Consider the following 16607-nt stretch of genomic DNA (forward strand, 5'->3'; position numbering starts at 1 on the left):
CACGGGCGCCTCCAGGGGAGCCGTCGTCACCGCCCCGGACACGTCGTCCGGTCCGGGCGCGCCGTCGCACTCCGGACGCGCGTCACGCGCGTCGTACGCCGTGCCGCGCACCCCGGCGGCCTCCCGTGCCCCGGCCGTCTCCCGTACGTCCGCAGGCGACTCCCGTGCGTCCGCGGCTGTCTCCCGTACGTCCGCAGGCGACTCCCGTACGTCCGCGGCCGTCTCCCGTACGGCCGCAGCCGACTCCCGTGCGTCTGCGGCCGTCTCCCATACGCCCGCAGCCTCCCGTACGTCCCCGGCCGCCTCCCTTGCCTCTGCGGCCTCCCGTGCCCCGTACGTTCCGTACCCGTCGTTCACGTCGTTCGTGAAGGCGCGCGGGCCGGTGCTGCTGCGGGCCGCGCGCTCGCTGACGGCCAACCCCAGCGATGCCGAGGACCTGCTGCAGACCGCGCTGACGAAGACGTACGTCGCATGGGAGCGGATCGAGGACCACCGGGCGCTCGACGGCTACGTCCGCCGGGCCCTGCTGAACACCCGGACCTCGCAGTGGCGCAAGCGGAAGGTCGACGAGTTCGCCTGCGACGAGCTGCCCGAGCAGGAGTCCGCGCCGGGCCCGGACCCCGCCGAGCAGCAGTCGCTGCACGACGCCATGTGGCGGGCGGTGCTGAAGCTGCCCGACCGCCAGCGGGCCATGGTCGTCCTGCGGTACTACGAGGATCTGAGCGAGGCGCAGACCGCCGAGGTGCTCGGGGTCTCCATCGGCACGGTCAAGAGCGCGGTCTCCCGCGCGCTGGGCAAGCTGCGGCAGGATCCGGAGCTGACTCCGGTCCGCTGAGAGGCGCGGCCCGGCGGCCCGCGGGCGCGGGTGGCCTGATCGGCTGAGCGGGCGCGGGCGGGCTCCCGGACGGGGGCGGACGGCCGCGGGTCCGGCGTCGGTGATCACGTCGTCGCTGGTCACCGTGTGTGCCGGGGCCGGGTCACCCAGGTGTCCGAGCGTGGTGAATTCGTCGGCCCAGACCGATTCGTAGGCCCGGGAGTAGTGACATACCGAGTGGTATGTGCGCAGAATCAGCGGAACCCTACTGCCGCGTAGCGCCCACCGGGAGGACGCCGTGCTCAGCACCATGCAGGACGTACCGCTGACTGTCACCCGCATCCTGAAGCACGGGATGACGATTCACGGGAAGTCGCAGGTCACGACCTGGACCGGCGAGTCCGAGCCGCAGCGCCGCAGCTTCGCCGAGATCGGCCGGCGCGCCACGCAGCTCGCCCACGCCCTGCGCGACGAGCTCGGCATCGACGGCGACCAGAGGGTCGCAACCCTCATGTGGAACAACGCGGAACACGTGGAGGCCTACCTCGCCATCCCGTCCATGGGCGCCGTGCTCCACACCCTGAACCTCCGGCTCCCGGCCGAGCAGCTCGTCTGGGTGGTCAACCACGCCGACGACAAGGCCGTCATCGTCAACGGCTCCCTGCTGCCGCTGATCGCGCCGCTGCTCCCCCAGCTGACCTCGCTGGAGCACCTGGTCGTGACGGGCCCCGGCGACCGCTCCGTGCTGGAGGGCGCCCCGGTGCGGGTGCACGAGTACGAGGAGCTGATCGCCGGACGGCCGACCGACTTCGACTGGCCCGAGCTGGACGAACGCCAGGCCGCGGCCATGTGCTACACCTCCGGCACCACCGGGGACCCCAAGGGCGTCGTCTACTCCCACCGCTCCATCTACCTGCACTCCATGCAGGTCAACATGAGCGAGTCGATGGGCCTCACGGACAAGGACACGACCCTGGTCGTCGTCCCGCAGTTCCACGTGAACGCGTGGGGCCTGCCGCACGCCACGTTCATGTCCGGCGTCAACATGCTCATGCCGGACCGTTTCCTCCAGCCCGCCCCGCTCGCCGACATGATCGAGCGCGAGCGCCCGACCCACGCCGCTGCCGTCCCGACGATCTGGCAGGGGCTGCTCGCCGAGGTCACCGCCCGCCCCCGCGACCTCACCTCGATGGCCAACGTCACCATCGGCGGCGCCGCCTGCCCGCCCTCCCTCATGGAGGCGTACGACCGGCTGGGCGTCCGCCTCTGCCACGCCTGGGGCATGACGGAGACGTCCCCGCTGGGCACGATGGCCAACCCGCCGGCCGGTCTGAGCGCGGAGGAGGAGTGGCCGTACCGCATCACGCAGGGCCGCTTCCCGGCCGGTGTCGAGGCGCGGCTGGTCGGTCCGGGCGGCGAGCACCTGCCGTGGGACAACGAGTCGGCCGGTGAGCTGGAGGTGCGCGGCCCCTGGATCGCCGGCGCCTACTACGGCGGGGCGGACGGCGAGGCGCTGCGGCCCGAGGACAAGTTCAGCGAGGACGGCTGGCTGAAGACCGGTGACGTCGGCGTGATCAGCGAGGACGGCTTCCTCACCCTGACCGACCGGGCCAAGGACGTCATCAAGTCCGGCGGCGAATGGATCTCCAGCGTCGAACTGGAGAACGCACTGATGGCCCACCCGGACGTGGCCGAGGCCGCCGTCGTCGCCGTCCCGGACGAGAAGTGGGGCGAGCGCCCGCTGGCCACCGTCGTGCTCAAGGACGGCGCGAGTGCCGACTACGAGGCGCTGAAGGCGTTCCTCGCCGAGTCCGGCATCGCGAAGTGGCAGCTCCCCGAGCGCTGGTCCGTCATCCCGTCCGTCCCCAAGACGAGCGTCGGCAAGTTCGACAAGAAGGTGATCCGCAAGCAGTACGCGGCGGGCGAGCTGGACATCACCCAGCTCTGATCCGGCGGCGCTGTCGGGCGGTTCCGTTCGACGGTTCCGTCCGTATGCGGACGAAGAGGGCGGTACGGGAGTTCCCGTACCGCCCTCGTGCGTGCGGGCTTTCGGCCGGCCCCCGGCCGCTCGCGGCCGTCAGTTCGTACCGATCTTCGCGAGCAGGTCGACGATGCGGGACTGCACCTCGTCGCTCGTGGAGCGCTCCGCGAGGAAGAGGACGGACTCGCCGGAGCCGAGCCCGGCCAGTTCGGCGTGGTTCATGTCGGCCGAGGTGTAGACGACCAGCGGGGTGCGGTTGAGCCGGCCGTTGGCGCGCAGCCAGTCGACGATTCCGGCCCGGCGGCGGCGCACCTGCATCAGGTCCATCACCACCAGGTTCGGCCGCATCCGGGTGGCGAGCGAGACCGCCTCGCTGTCCGTGGCCGCGCAGGCGACCTGCATGCCCCGGCGTTCCAGGGTCTGCGTCAGGGCGAACGCGATGTCCTCGTGCTCCTCGATCAGCAGTACCCGGGGCGGGTGCTGCTCGCTGTCGCGCGGGGCGAGGGCCTTGAGCAGGACGGCGGGGTCGGCGCCGTACGCGGCGTCCCGCGAGGCCTGTCCGAGTCCGGCCGTCACCAGGACGGGCACCTCGGCGGCCACCGCGGCCTGGCGCAGCGACTGGAGCGCCTTGCGGGTGATGGGGCCGGTCAGCGGGTCGACGAAGAGCGCGGCGGGGAACGCCGCGATCTGCGCGTCCACCTCCTCGCGGGAGTGGACGATCACCGGACGGTAGCCGCGGTCGCTCAGCGCCTGCTGGGTGGAGACGTCCGGCGCGGGCCAGACGAGCAGCCGGCGCGGGTTGTCCAGCGGCTCCGGGGGCAGCTCGTCGTCCACGGGCTGCGGCAGCGGCCGGTTGGCGACCTCGACGGCGCCACCGGGACCGTCCAGCGGCTCGGGGCCCTCGGCGGCGTCCTCGTCGGGCGCGCCGATCGCGTACGCGCGCCCCTCGGGCGAGGACGCGGCGAGCAGCTGGCCCGAACCGGGCCCGTGGACCGTGCCACCGGCGGTGGGGCCGGCCGGCTGCGGGGCGGACGGTGCAGGCGGGGACGGCGGGGCGGGAGCGGCTGCCGGGGGCAGCGCGACCCGGTCGTCCTCGGGCGGCGCGGCGAGCTTGCGGCGTCGGCCGGCGCCCCCGGCGCTGCCGCCGCCGAGCGTCTGGTTCTGCTGGTGCGCGAGGTGCTGGGCGAACGGGACGCCCTGGCCCAGGGTGCGCACGCTGAACGCCCGTCCCTGCGTCGAGTCCGACCCGGGCATCGGGGCCTCGGCGGGCAGCGGCTGCCGCCGCGCGTCCGGCCCGGGGGCGAGCCGACGGACCCGGGGGGCGTCGGGACCGGTGGTCCCGGCGGTCCCGGCCGTTCCGGCGGTCTCCGTGGTTTCCGCGGTCTCGGCGGGGATGCCCGTGGGCGTCGTGCCGGTGGTGTGCGTGGTCGGTCCGGCCACGGGCGGAACCGGCCCGTCCCCGGGCTCGTCCGTGTCCCAGCCGCCGGACCCGGTGGCCGGGAGCGGCTGCGCGGCCTCGTCGAACGCATCGTCGGAGGACGCGTCGAAGGAGCCGTCCGGCCGGCCCGGCACGGGCAGCGCGAACGGGGCGTCCTGGTGGGGCGCGGCGGCCGGCCGCGCACGGCGGCGCCCGGTCGGGAGCGGATGGGCCTGCGGCGGGGTGTGGTCCAGGTCCGGCGCACCGGTCACCGCGTCGTGGCGGCCGGGCGGCGAGTCGGCCGCCTCGGGGGCGTCCGGCGTCCGGTCCGCGTCGGCCGGCGGCAGCGCGAACGGAACCCGGGGCCCCGCCTCCGCCTGCGCGGCCCTGTCCTGGGCCGCCGCGAGCGCCCGCCGGGCACGCCGGCCGGTCGGCTGCGGGGCGGAGCCGGACGGGGACGCCGGTGTGTGGGGCGCGTGCGCCGCGTTCCCCTGAGCGGCGGCGTCCATGGGCGCCGGGGCGTGAGCCGGGGCGGCCCCGTCCTGCCGGGGCGCCTGGGAGGGCGCCGGCGCGTGCGGCGGCCGGCCGGGCGCTCCGGTGGGCCCCTGGGGGCCGGCAAGGCCCTGCGGTCCCACGAGCTGTGGTCCCGTGGCCTGCGGCCCGACGGGCTGAGGTCCCGTGGCCTGCGGTCCTGCGGACGTGTGCGAGGCGGCGGGCAGCGCGAGCCGGCTCTCGGCGTTTCGGTGCATGCCGGCGGACACCGGAACCGGAGCCTCGGCGGGTGCGCCCTGCTGAGGCACCACCGGCCCCAGCTCGGGCACCGCGTGGGCCGGGACGCCCTGACCGAGGTCGGGCACGCCGTGGTCGGAGGAGTCCTGGGAGGGGGCGCTCTGGGAGGCGCCGCTCTGGGACGGGGAGAGCTGGGCGGGAGCGTGCTGGGCCGGGGTGTTCCGGCCCGGCATGGGCTGCGGGGGCGTGGGCCGGCCGGGGACGCCGTGCGCGGGCATGTGGTCACCGGGCAGCCCCTGCGGAGGCACGTTCTGGCCGGGCAGTCCCTGCGGAGGCACGTTCTGCGCCGGCACGCCGTGCGGCGGGGCCGCGGGGCCGAGCTGCGGGCGTCCGGTGCCGGCGGCCTGGGGGACCGGTCCGGCCCCGGTGTCCTCGGACGAGGAGGCGGGGGCGGCGGAGGGGGCCGACGAGGGCAGGGCGGCGGGCAGGGCGAGGGCCTGGCCCCGGTCCCCGTCCACGTTCTGTTCACCGGTCTCCGCCGGGCTGGGCCGGCCGCGTCGGCGCCCGGAGCCCTGGCCCTGCTGGGCCGGAACGAGCCCGTGCGGCGCCGGAAGGTTCTGCGGTCCCGTGTCGGAGGGAACACCGCCCTCGGGACCGACGGTGGCCGCCGCACCGGTGTCGGTCGCCGGTACGCCCCCGTTCTCGTCCCCGGCGGCTGCCGCACGGCGCGCGCGCCGGCGCCCGGTGGGTTCGGCCGCCCCCGGCTCGCCCGTACCGTCGGAACCGCCCAGCGGGCTCTCCAGGAAGGCGTCCGTCGAGGACCGGCGCGCGCGGCGGCGCCCCCGCCCCGGCTCGGGCGCCGGGGCGTCCCCGGGCACGCCGGAGTGCGCCTCGGACTCGGGAGCCTGCGGAACCACGGGCTGATCGGCGGGAGCGGGCGGCGGGACGGCGCCCGTACCCGCGCCGAGCGGCACTTCGAGGACGTACGCGCTGCCGCTCATCCCCGGCATCTCGTGCGTCTGGAGCACACCGCCGTGCGCCCGCACGATCCCGCTCACGATCGGGACGTGCACGGGGTCGCCGCCCGGGAACGGGCCGCGCACCTCGATGCGGACGACGTCACCGCGCTGCGCGGCAGCGACGACGACGGTCATGTCCACGTATCCGCCGCCCGGGACGAGCCGGGTCTTGCCGGTCGAGTCGACGCCGGCGACATCCGCGACCAGGTGCGCGAGCGCGGTCACCAGCCGGGCCGGGTCGACCTCGGCCTCGATCGGCGGCGCGTGCACGGCGAACTGGGCCCGGCCGGGCCCGATCAGCTCGACGGCGGCGTCGATACCGGCGGTCACGATGCCGTCGAGCAGCACGTTCGTCTTGACGAGGGTCTCGGCGCCGCTGTCCAGCCGCTGGTAGCCGAGGACGTTGTCGATGAGGGTCGTCATCCGGGCGTAGCCGGCGGCGAGGTGGTGCAGGATCTGGTTGGCCTCGGGCCACAGCTGGCCGGCCGGGTCGGCGGCGAGCGTGGACAGCTCGCCGCGCAGCTCCTCCAGCGGGCCGCGCAGCGATTCGCCGAGCACGGCGGTGAGCTGGGTGTGGCGGGCGGACAGCTCCGTCAGCCGCTTGGTCAGCTCCTCGCGCTCGGCGGAGTGGCGTTCGGTGCGGTCGGCGAGTTCGGTGGTGTGCGCCTCGGTCAGGGCGGCCACCTCGGCGGTGTGCGCCTCCGTGAGCTCGGCGATCTCCGCGGTGTGGCCGGCGGTCAGCTCGGCGACCTCGGCCGTGTGACGCGCGTCAAGTTCTTCGTAGGGCCGCCGGTCGGTGAACGTCATGACGGCGCCGACGAGCTGGTCGCCGTCGCGCACCGGCGCGGTGGTGAGGTCGACGGGCACCTGCGTGCCGCTCTTGGACCACAGGACCTGCCCGCGCACCCGGTGCTTGCGCCCGGACCGGAGCGTGTCGGCGAGCGGCGACTCCTCGTACGGGAACGGCTCGCCCTCCGCCCGCGAGTGCAGGATCAGCGGGTGCAGCTCCTGGCCGCCGAGGTCGCTGGCGCGGAAGCCGAGGATCTGCGCGGCGGCCGGGTTGACCAGGACGACCCGGCCGTCCGTGTCCGTACCGACGACGCCCTCGGCCGCGGCCCGCAGGATCATTTCGGTCTGCCGCTGCGAGCGGGCCAGCTCGGCCTCGGTGTCGACGGTGCCGGAGAGGTCGCGTACGACGAGCATCAGCAGCTCGTCGCCGGTGTAGCTGCCACCGCCCCCGTACGGGCCCTGGGCGCCCTGGACGTCGTTGTACGCCGCCTGCCCGTCCTCCAGGCTGGCGCTCGTCACCTCGACCGGGTACTCGTTGCCGTCGGTCCGCCGCGCCGTCATCCGCGTGGGCTTCGTGCGCCCCCGCTCGTCCGCCGCGTCGGGCCGCCGCATCGAGCCGGGGATCAGCTTGGAGTCGAACTCCGGCAGCAGATCGAGCAGGCCGCGCCCGACGAGGGCGGTGCCCGGAGTCTCGAACATCTCCAGGGCGATGGTGTTGGCGTTGACGACCGTTCCGTTGCAGTTGACGAGCAGGAGCCCGTCCGGAAGAGCATCGAGTATGGCTGCGAGGCGAGCAGCGCCTCGGGATGGCCTGCTGCTCACGACGACGCTTCCTCCCTGATTACTGCACCTTGCGGACAGCGGGCCCCATCTTGCCCCTCGGGCCGCACACTGTCACTGGAGGAGTCTAAAGGCAGGGGAGGCGCAAGAGGCGGCGGATGAGGGGGAGCTCTCACCAAGGTTCTGTGCGCACGGTGTACGGCGCGGCCCCCGCCGTCCCCTACCGGCTGCCCCGGAACGGGCTCCGCCGCAGGTCAGCGCACGTTCGGCAGCAGGGGCCGCAGGTTGTTCCAGCGCCCCATCTCGCACCCGTTCGTCCGGTCGAACGCGGAGTCGACGCTTCGCCCCTGCCACGTACCGGTGACCCGCGCGGTGGCGGATCCGCCGTACTGCTGGGTGCACATCGCCCCCCTCGGCACCGGCGCGAACGGGTCCCCGCCCTCCTCCGCCAGCTGCCCCAGCCGCTCGCACGCCTGCCGCGCCGCCGGATGGCTGCCCCCGGCCGGCTCGCACTCCAGCTCGTACCTGCCGTCGGCCGCCGGGTCCCCCGACCCCGACACGACGACCGTCAACCGCGTGCCCCCGTCGTCCCCCTGCAGAACGGGCAGCCCCAGTGGCAGCGGCAGTGGCCCTGCCACCGCCACCGCCCCGGGCGCGGCGGCCGACAGCGCGGCCAGCGACACGACGGCGGTGAGAGCGAGACGACGCATCATTGCGGGCTCCTGTGATCGGGCGTGCCACCGGCTCCCCGGCGGCACGGAACAGCGAGGGCGGACGCCCCCTCCTCCTAACGCTCCGCCCGCCCCGGCGTTGCGCACCCCGGGCGCTTTGCCCTCGCGGCCGACTGCCTAGTACCGTAGGCGTCGATTGGTGACGCAACACTCAGCTGTGTCATCATCTGCACGCACCACCCGCGCTCGCGTGGGTGTGCTGGAGGCGTCGCCTAGTCCGGTCTATGGCGCCGCACTGCTAATGCGGTTTGGGTCTTAAAGCCCATCGAGGGTTCAAATCCCTCCGCCTCCGCCCCACCACCGAAGCCCCGAGCCCGCCCGGCCGGGGCTTCGGTCATTCCCTGGCCGCCCCGGTGCGCCGGGTGGGTGCGCCCGGGTGGGTGTGCCCGTGTGTTTGCCCAGCTCAGGCAGGGTGTGGGTAATGGATTTCGCGTCCCGGCGCAGGTCATGTAATGTTGTTCTCGCAACGCCGACGGGGCAGAAAAGCCCAAGAAGCACAAGCACTCGTAGCTTAACGGATAGAGCATCTGACTACGGATCAGAAGGTTGCAGGTTCGAATCCTGCCGAGTGCACATAGATGAGAGGCCCGGACGAGAGTCCGGGCCTCTTGCGTTGTAGGGGTTGGTTCCGTGTGCGGCGGCTACACCGACGTGGTGTGGGTGAAGCCGAGAGTGGTCAGACCTTCGGCCTGGCACAGACGGTCGGAGGGGCCACCGAACTCGGTCTGGAGGAGTTGGTGGGCGGCGCCGTGGGACTGGCCCCAGTGCATTGCGGCTTGCCACAGGACACGTCCAAGGCCCCGGCCTCGGGCTTCGGGCAGGACGGCGAAGTACTGGGGCATGAGCTGGGGGCAGCCGAACGCGTCGGCGCGTACTTCCATCGGGCCGATCGCGCCCACGATGCGGTCCTTGACGGCGGCGGCGAGGACCGGGCCGCATTGGCCGGCTCGGAGCGACGGTGCCGCCTCGTCTGCGCTCAGGTCGCCGCGTGCACCTGGTCCAGGGCCCACGGCAACTGGTCGGCCGGCACGGCCCATTCAAGTACCGCTCCGGTAGAAGCGACTACGCGCACGATTGCTGTCTGAGGACTCACCGACCAGATTTCCCTGCCCTTGGGCCGCCTTGGCGCCGTTGGGTCGAGCTCCGTGATGCGGACGACGATTCGCCCCATGGTGATGAGTCCCGGTGACAGCCGGGCGGTGCTGTGCATCCACATCCCGGACACCCGTGGATGACGGCCTTGGAGGACGCGGAGGCCACAGTCGACCTGCCCGTCCTGGGCCAGCAGCTCGGCCCGTCTCTTGACGATGCGATCCGCTCCCCGTCTTCCCAGCAGCCCGCCGATCAGCCCGCCCAACAGATCCCCCAGCAAGCCCAGCATCAGAAATCGCCCCCTCCGCACGGTTGTATCGGGACGGTGAGATGCACACAAGATCGGAGCAGCCCGAGTGATCAGTTGTCTCGCTGACACGGCGCCGCCTCCTGGTTAGCATCGCGCTGCATGATCGCTCTGGTTGCCACCATCGGGCTTGCCCTGGCGGGCTACATCGCCACCTACCTGAACAGTCTTCGCCTGTCGCAGCGGCAGGAGCGGCTTGCGCGGGTGAATCGTCAGCTCAGCGACTTCTACGGCCCGCTGTTCGCGCTCACCGAGGTGAACAGCCGCAGCTTCCGGGCGTTCAAGGAGCGCCATGCCCGTCCTGGCGGCAGATCGCCGTTCGATCATGAGATACCGCCCACCGAGGAGGAGTTGGCCGAGTGGCGGCTGTGGGTGACCGCGGTCTTTCTGCCCAATATTCGTGCCATGCGTGATCTCGTCATCGGGCATGCGGACCTGTTGCGGGAGACGGTGATGCCGCCCCTTCTGCTGGACCTGTGTGCTCATGTGTCGGGGTACGAGATCACGGTTGCTCGCTGGGAACGGGGCGACTTCGGTCAGCACCTATCGGTGGTTCCCTTTCCCAGTGAGGAGATCGCCGGGTATGCGCGTCAGGGGTTCACCCACCTGAAGGCCGAGCAGTCCCGCCTGCTGGGGCGGCGGGGTGGGCGCTGACCTTCCTGAGGGGTGTTCCTGGCACATGAGGCCGTGCTGCCTCTGTACAGGGCGCGTTCGCTCGTAGATCGTTCATGGGCGTGACTGAGACGACGAGCGAGAACGCGTGGCCCGGGAAGATCAGTGCCATCACCCTGTTCGCGGAGGATCTGGACGCGACGAAGCGGTTCTACCGCGAGGTGTTCGGCATGCCGGTGACCTACGAGAACGAGAATTCGGCCGTGTTCGACTTCGGGAACACGATCATCAACCTGCTGCGGTCCGACGCGGCACACGACCTGATCGGGCCGGCGCGGGTGGCCGGGCCGGAGGCCGGGTCGCGGTTGCAGTTGACGTTGCCCGTGGAGGATGTGGACGCGATGTGCGAGGTGCTGGCCGCGCGGGGGGTGACGTTGTTGAACGGTCCGATGGACCGGCCCTGGGGGATACGGACGGCGAGCTTCGTGGATCCGTCGGGCCATGTGTGGGAGATCGCCCGGTGAGGACGGGCGTGCTCAGGTCAGTCCGCCCGTCGCCCGCAGGTTCTGGCCGGTGATCCAGCGGCCGTCCGGGCCGACGAGGAACGCGACGGCGGCGGCCACGTCCGAGGGCTCTCCGAGTCGGCCCAGGGGGGTCATGCCGACCACGGCCTGGAGGGCTTCCGGGGGGTTGGTGCCGCGCAGGAGGTCGGTGTCCGTGGCGCCGGGGGAGACCGTGTTGACGGTGATGCCGCGGGGGCCCAGCTCGCGGGCGGCGACGGCGGTGAGCTGTTCGAGGGCGCCCTTGCTCGCGGCGTAGGGGGTGATGCCGGGGGCGGCGCGGACGGTGTTCAGCGTGGAGATGTTCACGATCCGGCCGCCGTCGCGCATGTGGCGGGCCGCGTGGCGCAGGGTGAGGAAGGCCGCTCTGGTGTTGCCCGCCATGACGCGGTCGAAGACCTCCACGTCGGTCTCCGCGAGAGGGGTCGGGGTGAACGGCATCGCCGCGTTGTTGACGAGGATGTCCAGGCCGCCCAGGTGCTCGTCGGCGGTCCGCATCAGCTCTTCCGCGCCGTCCGGTTCGGACAGGTCCAGGCGGAGGGCCCGGGCCGTTCCGCCGTTCTCCCGGACCGTACGGACGACGTCGGCCGCCGCCTCCTCGTTCGTTGCGTAGTTGAAGACGACGTTGACGCCGTCGCGGCAGAGGCGTTCGACGATGGCCCGGCCGATGCCGCGCGATCCTCCGGTGACGACGGCAGTCATCCCTTGCAACACTGTTCCTCCATGAGTGAGAACCCGTCCGACAGGGCTCAGTTGACAGTCGGGGGAGGGGACTTGTCGATGGGGCGTTCGGGGGACCGTGCTCGGATTCCCGTCGGCGCGGGGCCGCGCGCGTACCTTGGGTGTGTGGCGAGTGATGAGCTGGGGCGGACTCTGCGGCGGTTGCGGCGGCTGGCCTCTTTGACGCAGGAGGAACTGGCCGAGCGAGCCGGTGTGTCGGTTGATGTGGTCCGGCAGCTTGAGCAGGGGCGGAAACAGTCGGCGCGGCTTCCTACGCTGCATGCGCTGGCAAACGGGCTGGGCGTTGAGCTCACGACGTTGTTGGGGGATCCGCCCGCCGTCGCGTCTTCGGGGGAGAACGACGGGCCGCGCTTTGTGGCTGTGCGGCGCGCCATCATGCCGGCGCTCCGGGGGCCCGGACCGGAGCCGGCCGGAGCCGACTTCTCGTTGGATCAACTGCGTGAGCAGATCGCGGAGGGATGGACGCGGTACCACTCCGCTGATTTCGACACGGTGATGAAGGCGCTGCCGGATCTCATCGTGGATGCGCGTGCGGCCAGTGCTTCCTCTGACGGGGAGGTGCGGCGGGCCGGGTTCGGTGCCTTGGGCAAGGCGCTTCAGCTCGCAGGGCACGTTGCCGTGCGGATGGGGAAGACCGACCTGGCGCTGATCAGCCTGGAGAGGGCGATGGATGCCGCGGGACAGTCCGGCGATCCCCTGCTCGTGCCGATGATCGTCAACTCGACGGCCTGGACGTATCAACGGCAGGGCCGACTGGAGGATGCGTTGGACATCGCGCTTCGCCACGCGGATGGCCTGATGAGCGCGGGCCGGCTCGACACCGCCGACGGGTTGAAGGTGTGGGGGGCGCTGACCATGAGCGCCGCCACCTCCGCCGCACGCAGTGGCGACTACGAGCGTGCGGCGGCGATGATGGAGACTGCGGAGAAGGAGGCCGCGCGCGTCGCCGGTCTGCCCGACGGCGGTGACACCCGGATGGTCAGTGTCTTCAGCCCGTCCTCCGTCCGGATTGAGCGGGTCCGGCTGGCTGTCCAGTACGGGCACCCGCAGGATGCCTTGGTACTGGCCAAGGGAATGCGGTTGAGCAAGGACACTCCGCCGTCCTGGCGTACGTGGCTGCTTCTGGATGTGGCGCGTGCGCATACGGACACCGGGGACGCGGTCGGTGCCGTGAAGACCCTGGAGTCCCTGCGACGGGTGGCTCCTGCGTGGATGCGACACCATACGTTGGCCGTGGCCATTGTCCGGGACCTCTGGACGCTGCCCAACCACCCGCCCGGACTGCGGCCGTTGGCGGAGTTTCTGGGAGTGGACGCATAGCGTGGTCAAAGTGGGACGTGGCGTCCCTGTCGCCGCTTCCGACATGTCGCTTTCATGAGCGGACAGTGCCCCGGCGGCCGTGCGACCGCCCCGGGGCTCGGCCGATCCGAGAGAGCAGACCGACATGCCGCAAGCTGCGACGCGCGCCCGTCCGACCGGACCGCCGGGGTACAGCCAGACACTGCCGCGCCGGCCGGAGAGCGCTGAGGCCGCCAGACGTCTCACCGATACCGCCCTGTGCTGCTGGGGTCAGGGTGAGCTGGCCGACGACTGTGCCCTGATCGTTGGCGAACTGGTCGCCAACGCTGTGCTGCACGCCCGACGGGAGTCCATCCGGGTTGTGGTGGAGCGCATCGGCGAGCGGACGGTGCGTGTTGCCGTCACCGACTTCTCCCGGGAACTTCCCGTGGAATGTCGGGCGGGGGACGGCGACGAGGGCGGGCGGGGCCTCTTACTCGTCGCAGCCGTGGCGTCCGACTGGGGCACGGATACGTTCCGTTGGGGCAAAGTCGTGTGGGCCGTCCTGGACGGGCGCGCGTGAGCACTGAAGAGAGTCCTGGTCGTAGCGTGGCCCGTGCCCATCTCTCCCAGTTGATCGACATGTTTGGTGCAGACGGGTGGTTGCGGGTGAGTGTGAACTCCGAATCCGATCTTGAAATCGCGGGTGGGGCGGCGGACGAGGAGTAGGCCCGGTGTCCGTGGGGAAGGGCGAGGACCGGACGGGTCCTCGCCCTTCGCGGCCTACTGTGTCAGGCGCGCGCGGATGTGGGCGATGACCGCCGGGGCGTGGTCGTTCAGGTAGAAGTGGCCGCCCTCGTAGGAGTGGAAGGTCGTGGCGGCCGTGGTGTGGGTCGTCCAGGCCGCCGCCTCGGCCTGGGTGACCTCGGGGTCCTCGGTGCCGTTCAGTACGTCGATCGGGCAGGTCAGGGGCGGGCCGGGGCGGTAGCGGTACGTTTCGGCGGCGCGGTAGTCGGCGCGGATCGCCGGGAGGATGGAGCGCAGGAGTTCCTCGTCGGCCAGGACCGCCGGGTCGGTGCCGCTCATGCGGCGGATGGTCTGGAGGAGCTGGGCGTCGGGGGCCTGGTGGACGCGTTCGTTCTCGCGCGGGCGGGACGGTGCGCGGCGGCCGGAGGCGAAGAGGGTGACGGGGACCGTGCCGGCGGCCTCCAGTCGCGACGCCACCTCGAAGCCGAGGGTGGCGCCGAGGCTGTGGCCGAAGAGGGCCACCGGGCGGTCGCACCAGGGAAGCATCTCGGCCGTGACGAGGTCGGCGAGTTGGCGTACGTCGTCCACGCAGGTCTCGTGGCGGCGGTCCTGGCGGCCGGGGTACTGGACGGCCACCACGTCGGCGGCGGGCGACAGGGCGCGTGAGACGGGGAAGTAGTAGCTGGCGGCGCCGCCCGCGTGCGGGAGGCAGAACAGGCGTACCGGGGCCCGGTCGGTGGGGTGGAAGCGGCGCAGCCAGGGGGTGGTGGTGGGTGTTGTGGTCGTGGTCATGGGCGGGGTGTGTCCTCACGGAGTCCGGGGTGCGGGGTACGGGGTGCGGAGTGCCGGGTACCGGGTACCGGGCCGGGTCATGGTGCGGTCCGGGTGCTCGCGGTGTGGGTTGGGTGTGCGGCGTTCACGGTGGCCCGGGCGCTCGCGGTGTGCGTCGGGTGTGCGGCGTTCACGGTGTGGTGGCCCAGGCGCCCGGGGGGCGCCAGCCGCGGGGTGGGCCCCAGGGGGAGCGGGGGTGGGGGGTGGGTGTTCCTCCGGTGGGCTCCCGGGTGCGGGTCGCGGTCAGGAGGACGAGGAGGACGGCGGCCAGTTCGTCGGCGTCCGGGGTGCCGCGCTCGATGCGGAGGTGGGGGGCGGAGCCGGTCTCCGCGCGCACGTACGGGTCGGTGGTCATGTCAGAACGGCGGGTTGCCGTGCTTGCGTTCGGGCAGGGGGACGTGTTTGGCGCGCAGGACGTCGAGGGCGTCGGCCAGGACCTGTCGGGTGGCCGCCGGGTCGATGACGTCGTCCACCAGGCCGCGTTCGGCGGCGTAGTAGGGGTGCATCAGCTCCTGGCGGTACTGCTTCACGCGCTGGGCGCGGGCCGCCTCCGGGTCGTCGGCGGCGGCGATCTCGCGGCGGAAGACGACGTTGGCGGCGCCCTCCGCGCCCATGACGGCGATCTCGTTGGTGGGCCAGGCGAAGGAGAGGTCGGCGCCGATGGAGCGGGAGTCCATGACGATGTAGGCGCCGCCGTAGGCCTTGCGGAGGATGACCTGGACGCGGGGGACGGTGGCGTTGCAGTACGCGTACAGGAGTTTCGCGCCGTGGCGGATGACGCCGTTGTGCTCCTGGTCGCTGCCGGGGAGGAAACCGGGGACGTCGACCAGCGTGACCAGGGGGATGCTGAACGCGTCGCAGGTCTGGACGAAGCGGGCGGCCTTCTCGGAGGCGTGGATGTCGAGGACGCCGGCGAGGGAGGCCGGCTGGTTGGCGACGATGCCGACGACATGGCCGTCCAGGCGGGCCAGACCGCAGATGATGTTGGTCGCCCAGTGGGCGTGGACCTCGAAGAGGTCGCCGTCGTCGACGATCTCCTCGATGACCGCCCGCATGTCGTACGCGAGGTTCGGATCGGCCGGGACCAGTCGGCACAGGGCGTCGCCGGGGCGGTCGACCGGGTCGTCGCACGGCTGGACCGGGGGCAGTTCGCGGTTGTTGGAGGGGAGCAGCGTGAGGAGGTGGCGCACTTCCTCCAGGCACTCCTCCTCGGTGTCGTAGAGGAAGGCGCTCGCACCCGAGACCGTCGAGTGCACCTGGGCCCCGCCCAGGTCGTTGTGGCTGATCTTCTCGCCGGTGACGGCCTGTACGACGTCCGGTCCGGTGATGTACATCTGCGCGATGTCGCGGACCATGAAGACGTAGTCGGTGAGCGCGGGCGAGTACGTGGCGCCGCCCGCGCACGGGCCGAGCATCACGCTGATCTGCGGGATCACTCCGGAGGCCGCCACGTTGCGGCGGAAGATGCCGCCGTAGCCGGCGAGCGCGGTGACGCCCTCCTGGATGCGGGCGCCCGCGCCGTCGCTGAGCGACACCAGGGGGGCGCCCGCCGCCAGGGCGAGGTCCATCACCTTGTGGATCTTCTGCGCGTGGGCCTCGCCCAGCGAGCCGCCGAAGATCCGGAAGTCGTGCGCGTACACGAACACCTTCCGGCCCTCGACCTGGCCCCAGCCGGTCACGACGCCGTCGGTGTGCGGTCGGCGGTCCTCCAGGCCGAACCCGGAGGCGCGGTGGCGGCGCAGTTGTTCGATCTCCCGGAAGGTCCCGGGGTCGAACAGCAGCTCCAGCCGCTCGCGTACGGTCAGCTTGCCCCGCGCGCGCTGCGCCTCGGTGGCGCTCGGCGAAGGGCCCAGCTCCACGGCCTCCTTGATCGCTCCTCGTTCGGCCACTCGGACACTGACATCGGCAACGGTCATGCTCCACCCGTCTCTCGGCCATCGGGCCCGCCGTTGGCGGCGCCCTGGGCAGTGCGTGCCATTGAAGGGGCCGGGGGCGCGCGCGGAGAACACCGACCACCCCCCTGACCGCACCCGGATCCCCCGCCACCCGGGCCCAGCAGGCATCTCGCCGTACGAAGCGGCCGTGACCGGCCGGTTCCGGTCTGTGCGGACCGGCCGCGAGCAGGGTCAACACCTGGGGGGATAGGGGTGTCGCCGCCCTTCGGGGCCGACCTAGCGTG

Annotated in this window: 12 protein-coding genes, 2 tRNA genes and 2 pseudogenes; 8 read left to right on the top strand and 8 right to left on the bottom strand. The window is 72.4% G+C overall.

All coding sequences use genetic code 11. From position 1 onward, the window contains the following. Positions 1 to 292: 292 nt before the first annotated feature. Positions 293 to 835, top strand: a pseudogene (locus ACFVDM_RS01945) (SigE family RNA polymerase sigma factor); the annotation flags it as partial. 277 nt (positions 836 to 1112) lie between these two features. Beyond that, the gene (locus tag ACFVDM_RS01950; RefSeq protein ID WP_383631642.1) at positions 1113 to 2762 is read left to right on the top strand and encodes a long-chain fatty acid--CoA ligase; all 1650 of its coding nucleotides are present in this window, start codon (positions 1113 to 1115) and stop codon (positions 2760 to 2762) included. A 129-nt stretch (positions 2763 to 2891) separates the two neighbouring features. On the opposite strand, the gene ACFVDM_RS01955 is transcribed toward ACFVDM_RS01950, so the two are convergent. Both ACFVDM_RS01955 and ACFVDM_RS01960 read right to left on the bottom strand, forming a co-directional pair. Beyond that, positions 2892 to 7571, bottom strand: coding sequence for a PAS domain-containing protein (locus tag ACFVDM_RS01955; protein ID WP_383631645.1), 4680 nt, complete (start codon positions 7569 to 7571; stop codon positions 2892 to 2894). A 212-nt stretch (positions 7572 to 7783) separates the two neighbouring features. Then, entirely contained in the window at positions 7784 to 8242 is a 459-nt protein-coding gene (locus ACFVDM_RS01960; protein WP_383631648.1) for an SSI family serine proteinase inhibitor, read from the bottom strand. A gap of 219 nt (positions 8243 to 8461) precedes the next feature. Here ACFVDM_RS01960 and ACFVDM_RS01965 point away from each other — a divergent pair. After that, a tRNA-Ser gene (locus tag ACFVDM_RS01965) sits at positions 8462 to 8552 on the top strand. Between the two features lie 208 nt (positions 8553 to 8760). After that, positions 8761 to 8833, top strand: a tRNA-Arg gene (locus ACFVDM_RS01970). 68 nt (positions 8834 to 8901) lie between these two features. Here ACFVDM_RS01970 and ACFVDM_RS01975 read toward each other — a convergent pair. Then, positions 8902 to 9213: pseudogene (locus ACFVDM_RS01975) on the bottom strand (GNAT family N-acetyltransferase); the annotation flags it as partial. Between the two features lie 23 nt (positions 9214 to 9236). Beyond that, a complete protein-coding gene (locus ACFVDM_RS01980; RefSeq protein WP_383631651.1) occupies positions 9237 to 9641 on the bottom strand; it encodes a hypothetical protein in 405 nt (134 codons plus the stop codon). Positions 9642 to 9761: 120 nt separating this feature from the next. Here ACFVDM_RS01980 and ACFVDM_RS01985 point away from each other — a divergent pair, with 120 nt between their 5' ends. Both ACFVDM_RS01985 and ACFVDM_RS01990 read left to right on the top strand, forming a co-directional pair. Then, the gene (locus ACFVDM_RS01985) at positions 9762 to 10313 is read left to right on the top strand and encodes a hypothetical protein (RefSeq protein WP_383631653.1); all 552 of its coding nucleotides are present in this window, start codon (positions 9762 to 9764) and stop codon (positions 10311 to 10313) included. Positions 10314 to 10393: 80 nt separating this feature from the next. Beyond that, entirely contained in the window at positions 10394 to 10795 is a 402-nt protein-coding gene (locus tag ACFVDM_RS01990) for a VOC family protein (RefSeq protein WP_383631656.1), read from the top strand. 12 nt (positions 10796 to 10807) lie between these two features. Here ACFVDM_RS01990 and ACFVDM_RS01995 read toward each other — a convergent pair whose 3' ends face one another. Then, positions 10808 to 11533 (bottom strand): SDR family oxidoreductase, encoded by a 726-nt coding sequence (locus ACFVDM_RS01995; protein WP_383631659.1) that lies wholly within the window; start codon positions 11531 to 11533, stop codon positions 10808 to 10810. Positions 11534 to 11677: 144 nt separating this feature from the next. On the opposite strand from ACFVDM_RS01995, the gene ACFVDM_RS02000 reads away from it, so the two are divergent. Next, positions 11678 to 12892, top strand: a complete 1215-nt coding sequence (locus tag ACFVDM_RS02000; protein ID WP_383631662.1) for a helix-turn-helix domain-containing protein — start codon at positions 11678 to 11680, stop codon at positions 12890 to 12892. A 124-nt stretch (positions 12893 to 13016) separates the two neighbouring features. Beyond that, positions 13017 to 13433 carry an ATP-binding protein gene (locus ACFVDM_RS02005; RefSeq protein ID WP_383631665.1) on the top strand — a complete coding sequence of 139 codons (417 nt, stop codon included), beginning with the start codon at positions 13017 to 13019 and terminating at the stop codon, positions 13431 to 13433. A gap of 200 nt (positions 13434 to 13633) precedes the next feature. On the opposite strand, the gene ACFVDM_RS02010 is transcribed toward ACFVDM_RS02005, so the two are convergent. The 3 genes from ACFVDM_RS02010 to ACFVDM_RS02020 all read right to left on the bottom strand — a co-directional run bounded on the left by ACFVDM_RS02010 (position 13634) and on the right by ACFVDM_RS02020 (position 16344). Next, positions 13634 to 14389 (bottom strand): thioesterase II family protein, encoded by a 756-nt coding sequence (locus tag ACFVDM_RS02010; RefSeq protein WP_383631668.1) that lies wholly within the window; start codon positions 14387 to 14389, stop codon positions 13634 to 13636. A gap of 169 nt (positions 14390 to 14558) precedes the next feature. Next, positions 14559 to 14783, bottom strand: a complete 225-nt coding sequence (locus ACFVDM_RS02015; RefSeq protein ID WP_383631671.1) for an acyl-CoA carboxylase epsilon subunit — start codon at positions 14781 to 14783, stop codon at positions 14559 to 14561. Between the two features lies 1 nt (position 14784). Then, positions 14785 to 16344 carry an acyl-CoA carboxylase subunit beta gene (locus ACFVDM_RS02020; protein ID WP_383631674.1) on the bottom strand — a complete coding sequence of 520 codons (1560 nt, stop codon included), beginning with the start codon at positions 16342 to 16344 and terminating at the stop codon, positions 14785 to 14787. Between the last annotated feature and the right edge of the window lie 263 nt (positions 16345 to 16607).

The sequence above is a fragment of the Streptomyces sp. NPDC057682 genome (assembly GCF_042799575.1).
Taxonomy (GTDB): Bacteria; Actinomycetota; Actinomycetes; order Streptomycetales; family Streptomycetaceae; genus Streptomyces.

Excerpts from the sequence above, each read along its gene's own strand:
- ACFVDM_RS01960 (WP_383631648.1), bottom strand. The coding sequence starts at position 8,242 with ATGATGCGTCGTCTCGCTCTCACCGCCGTCGTGTCGCTGGCCGCGCTG.
- ACFVDM_RS01980 (WP_383631651.1), bottom strand. The coding sequence starts at position 9,641 with ATGCTGGGCTTGCTGGGGGATCTGTTGGGCGGGCTGATCGGCGGGCTG.
- ACFVDM_RS01985 (WP_383631653.1), top strand. The coding sequence starts at position 9,762 with ATGATCGCTCTGGTTGCCACCATCGGGCTTGCCCTGGCGGGCTACATC.
- ACFVDM_RS01995 (WP_383631659.1), bottom strand. The coding sequence starts at position 11,533 with ATGACTGCCGTCGTCACCGGAGGATCGCGCGGCATCGGCCGGGCCATC.
- ACFVDM_RS02005 (WP_383631665.1), top strand. The coding sequence starts at position 13,017 with ATGCCGCAAGCTGCGACGCGCGCCCGTCCGACCGGACCGCCGGGGTAC.
- ACFVDM_RS02010 (WP_383631668.1), bottom strand. The coding sequence starts at position 14,389 with ATGACCACGACCACAACACCCACCACCACCCCCTGGCTGCGCCGCTTC.
- ACFVDM_RS02015 (WP_383631671.1), bottom strand. The coding sequence starts at position 14,783 with ATGACCACCGACCCGTACGTGCGCGCGGAGACCGGCTCCGCCCCCCAC.
- ACFVDM_RS02020 (WP_383631674.1), bottom strand. The coding sequence starts at position 16,344 with ATGACCGTTGCCGATGTCAGTGTCCGAGTGGCCGAACGAGGAGCGATC.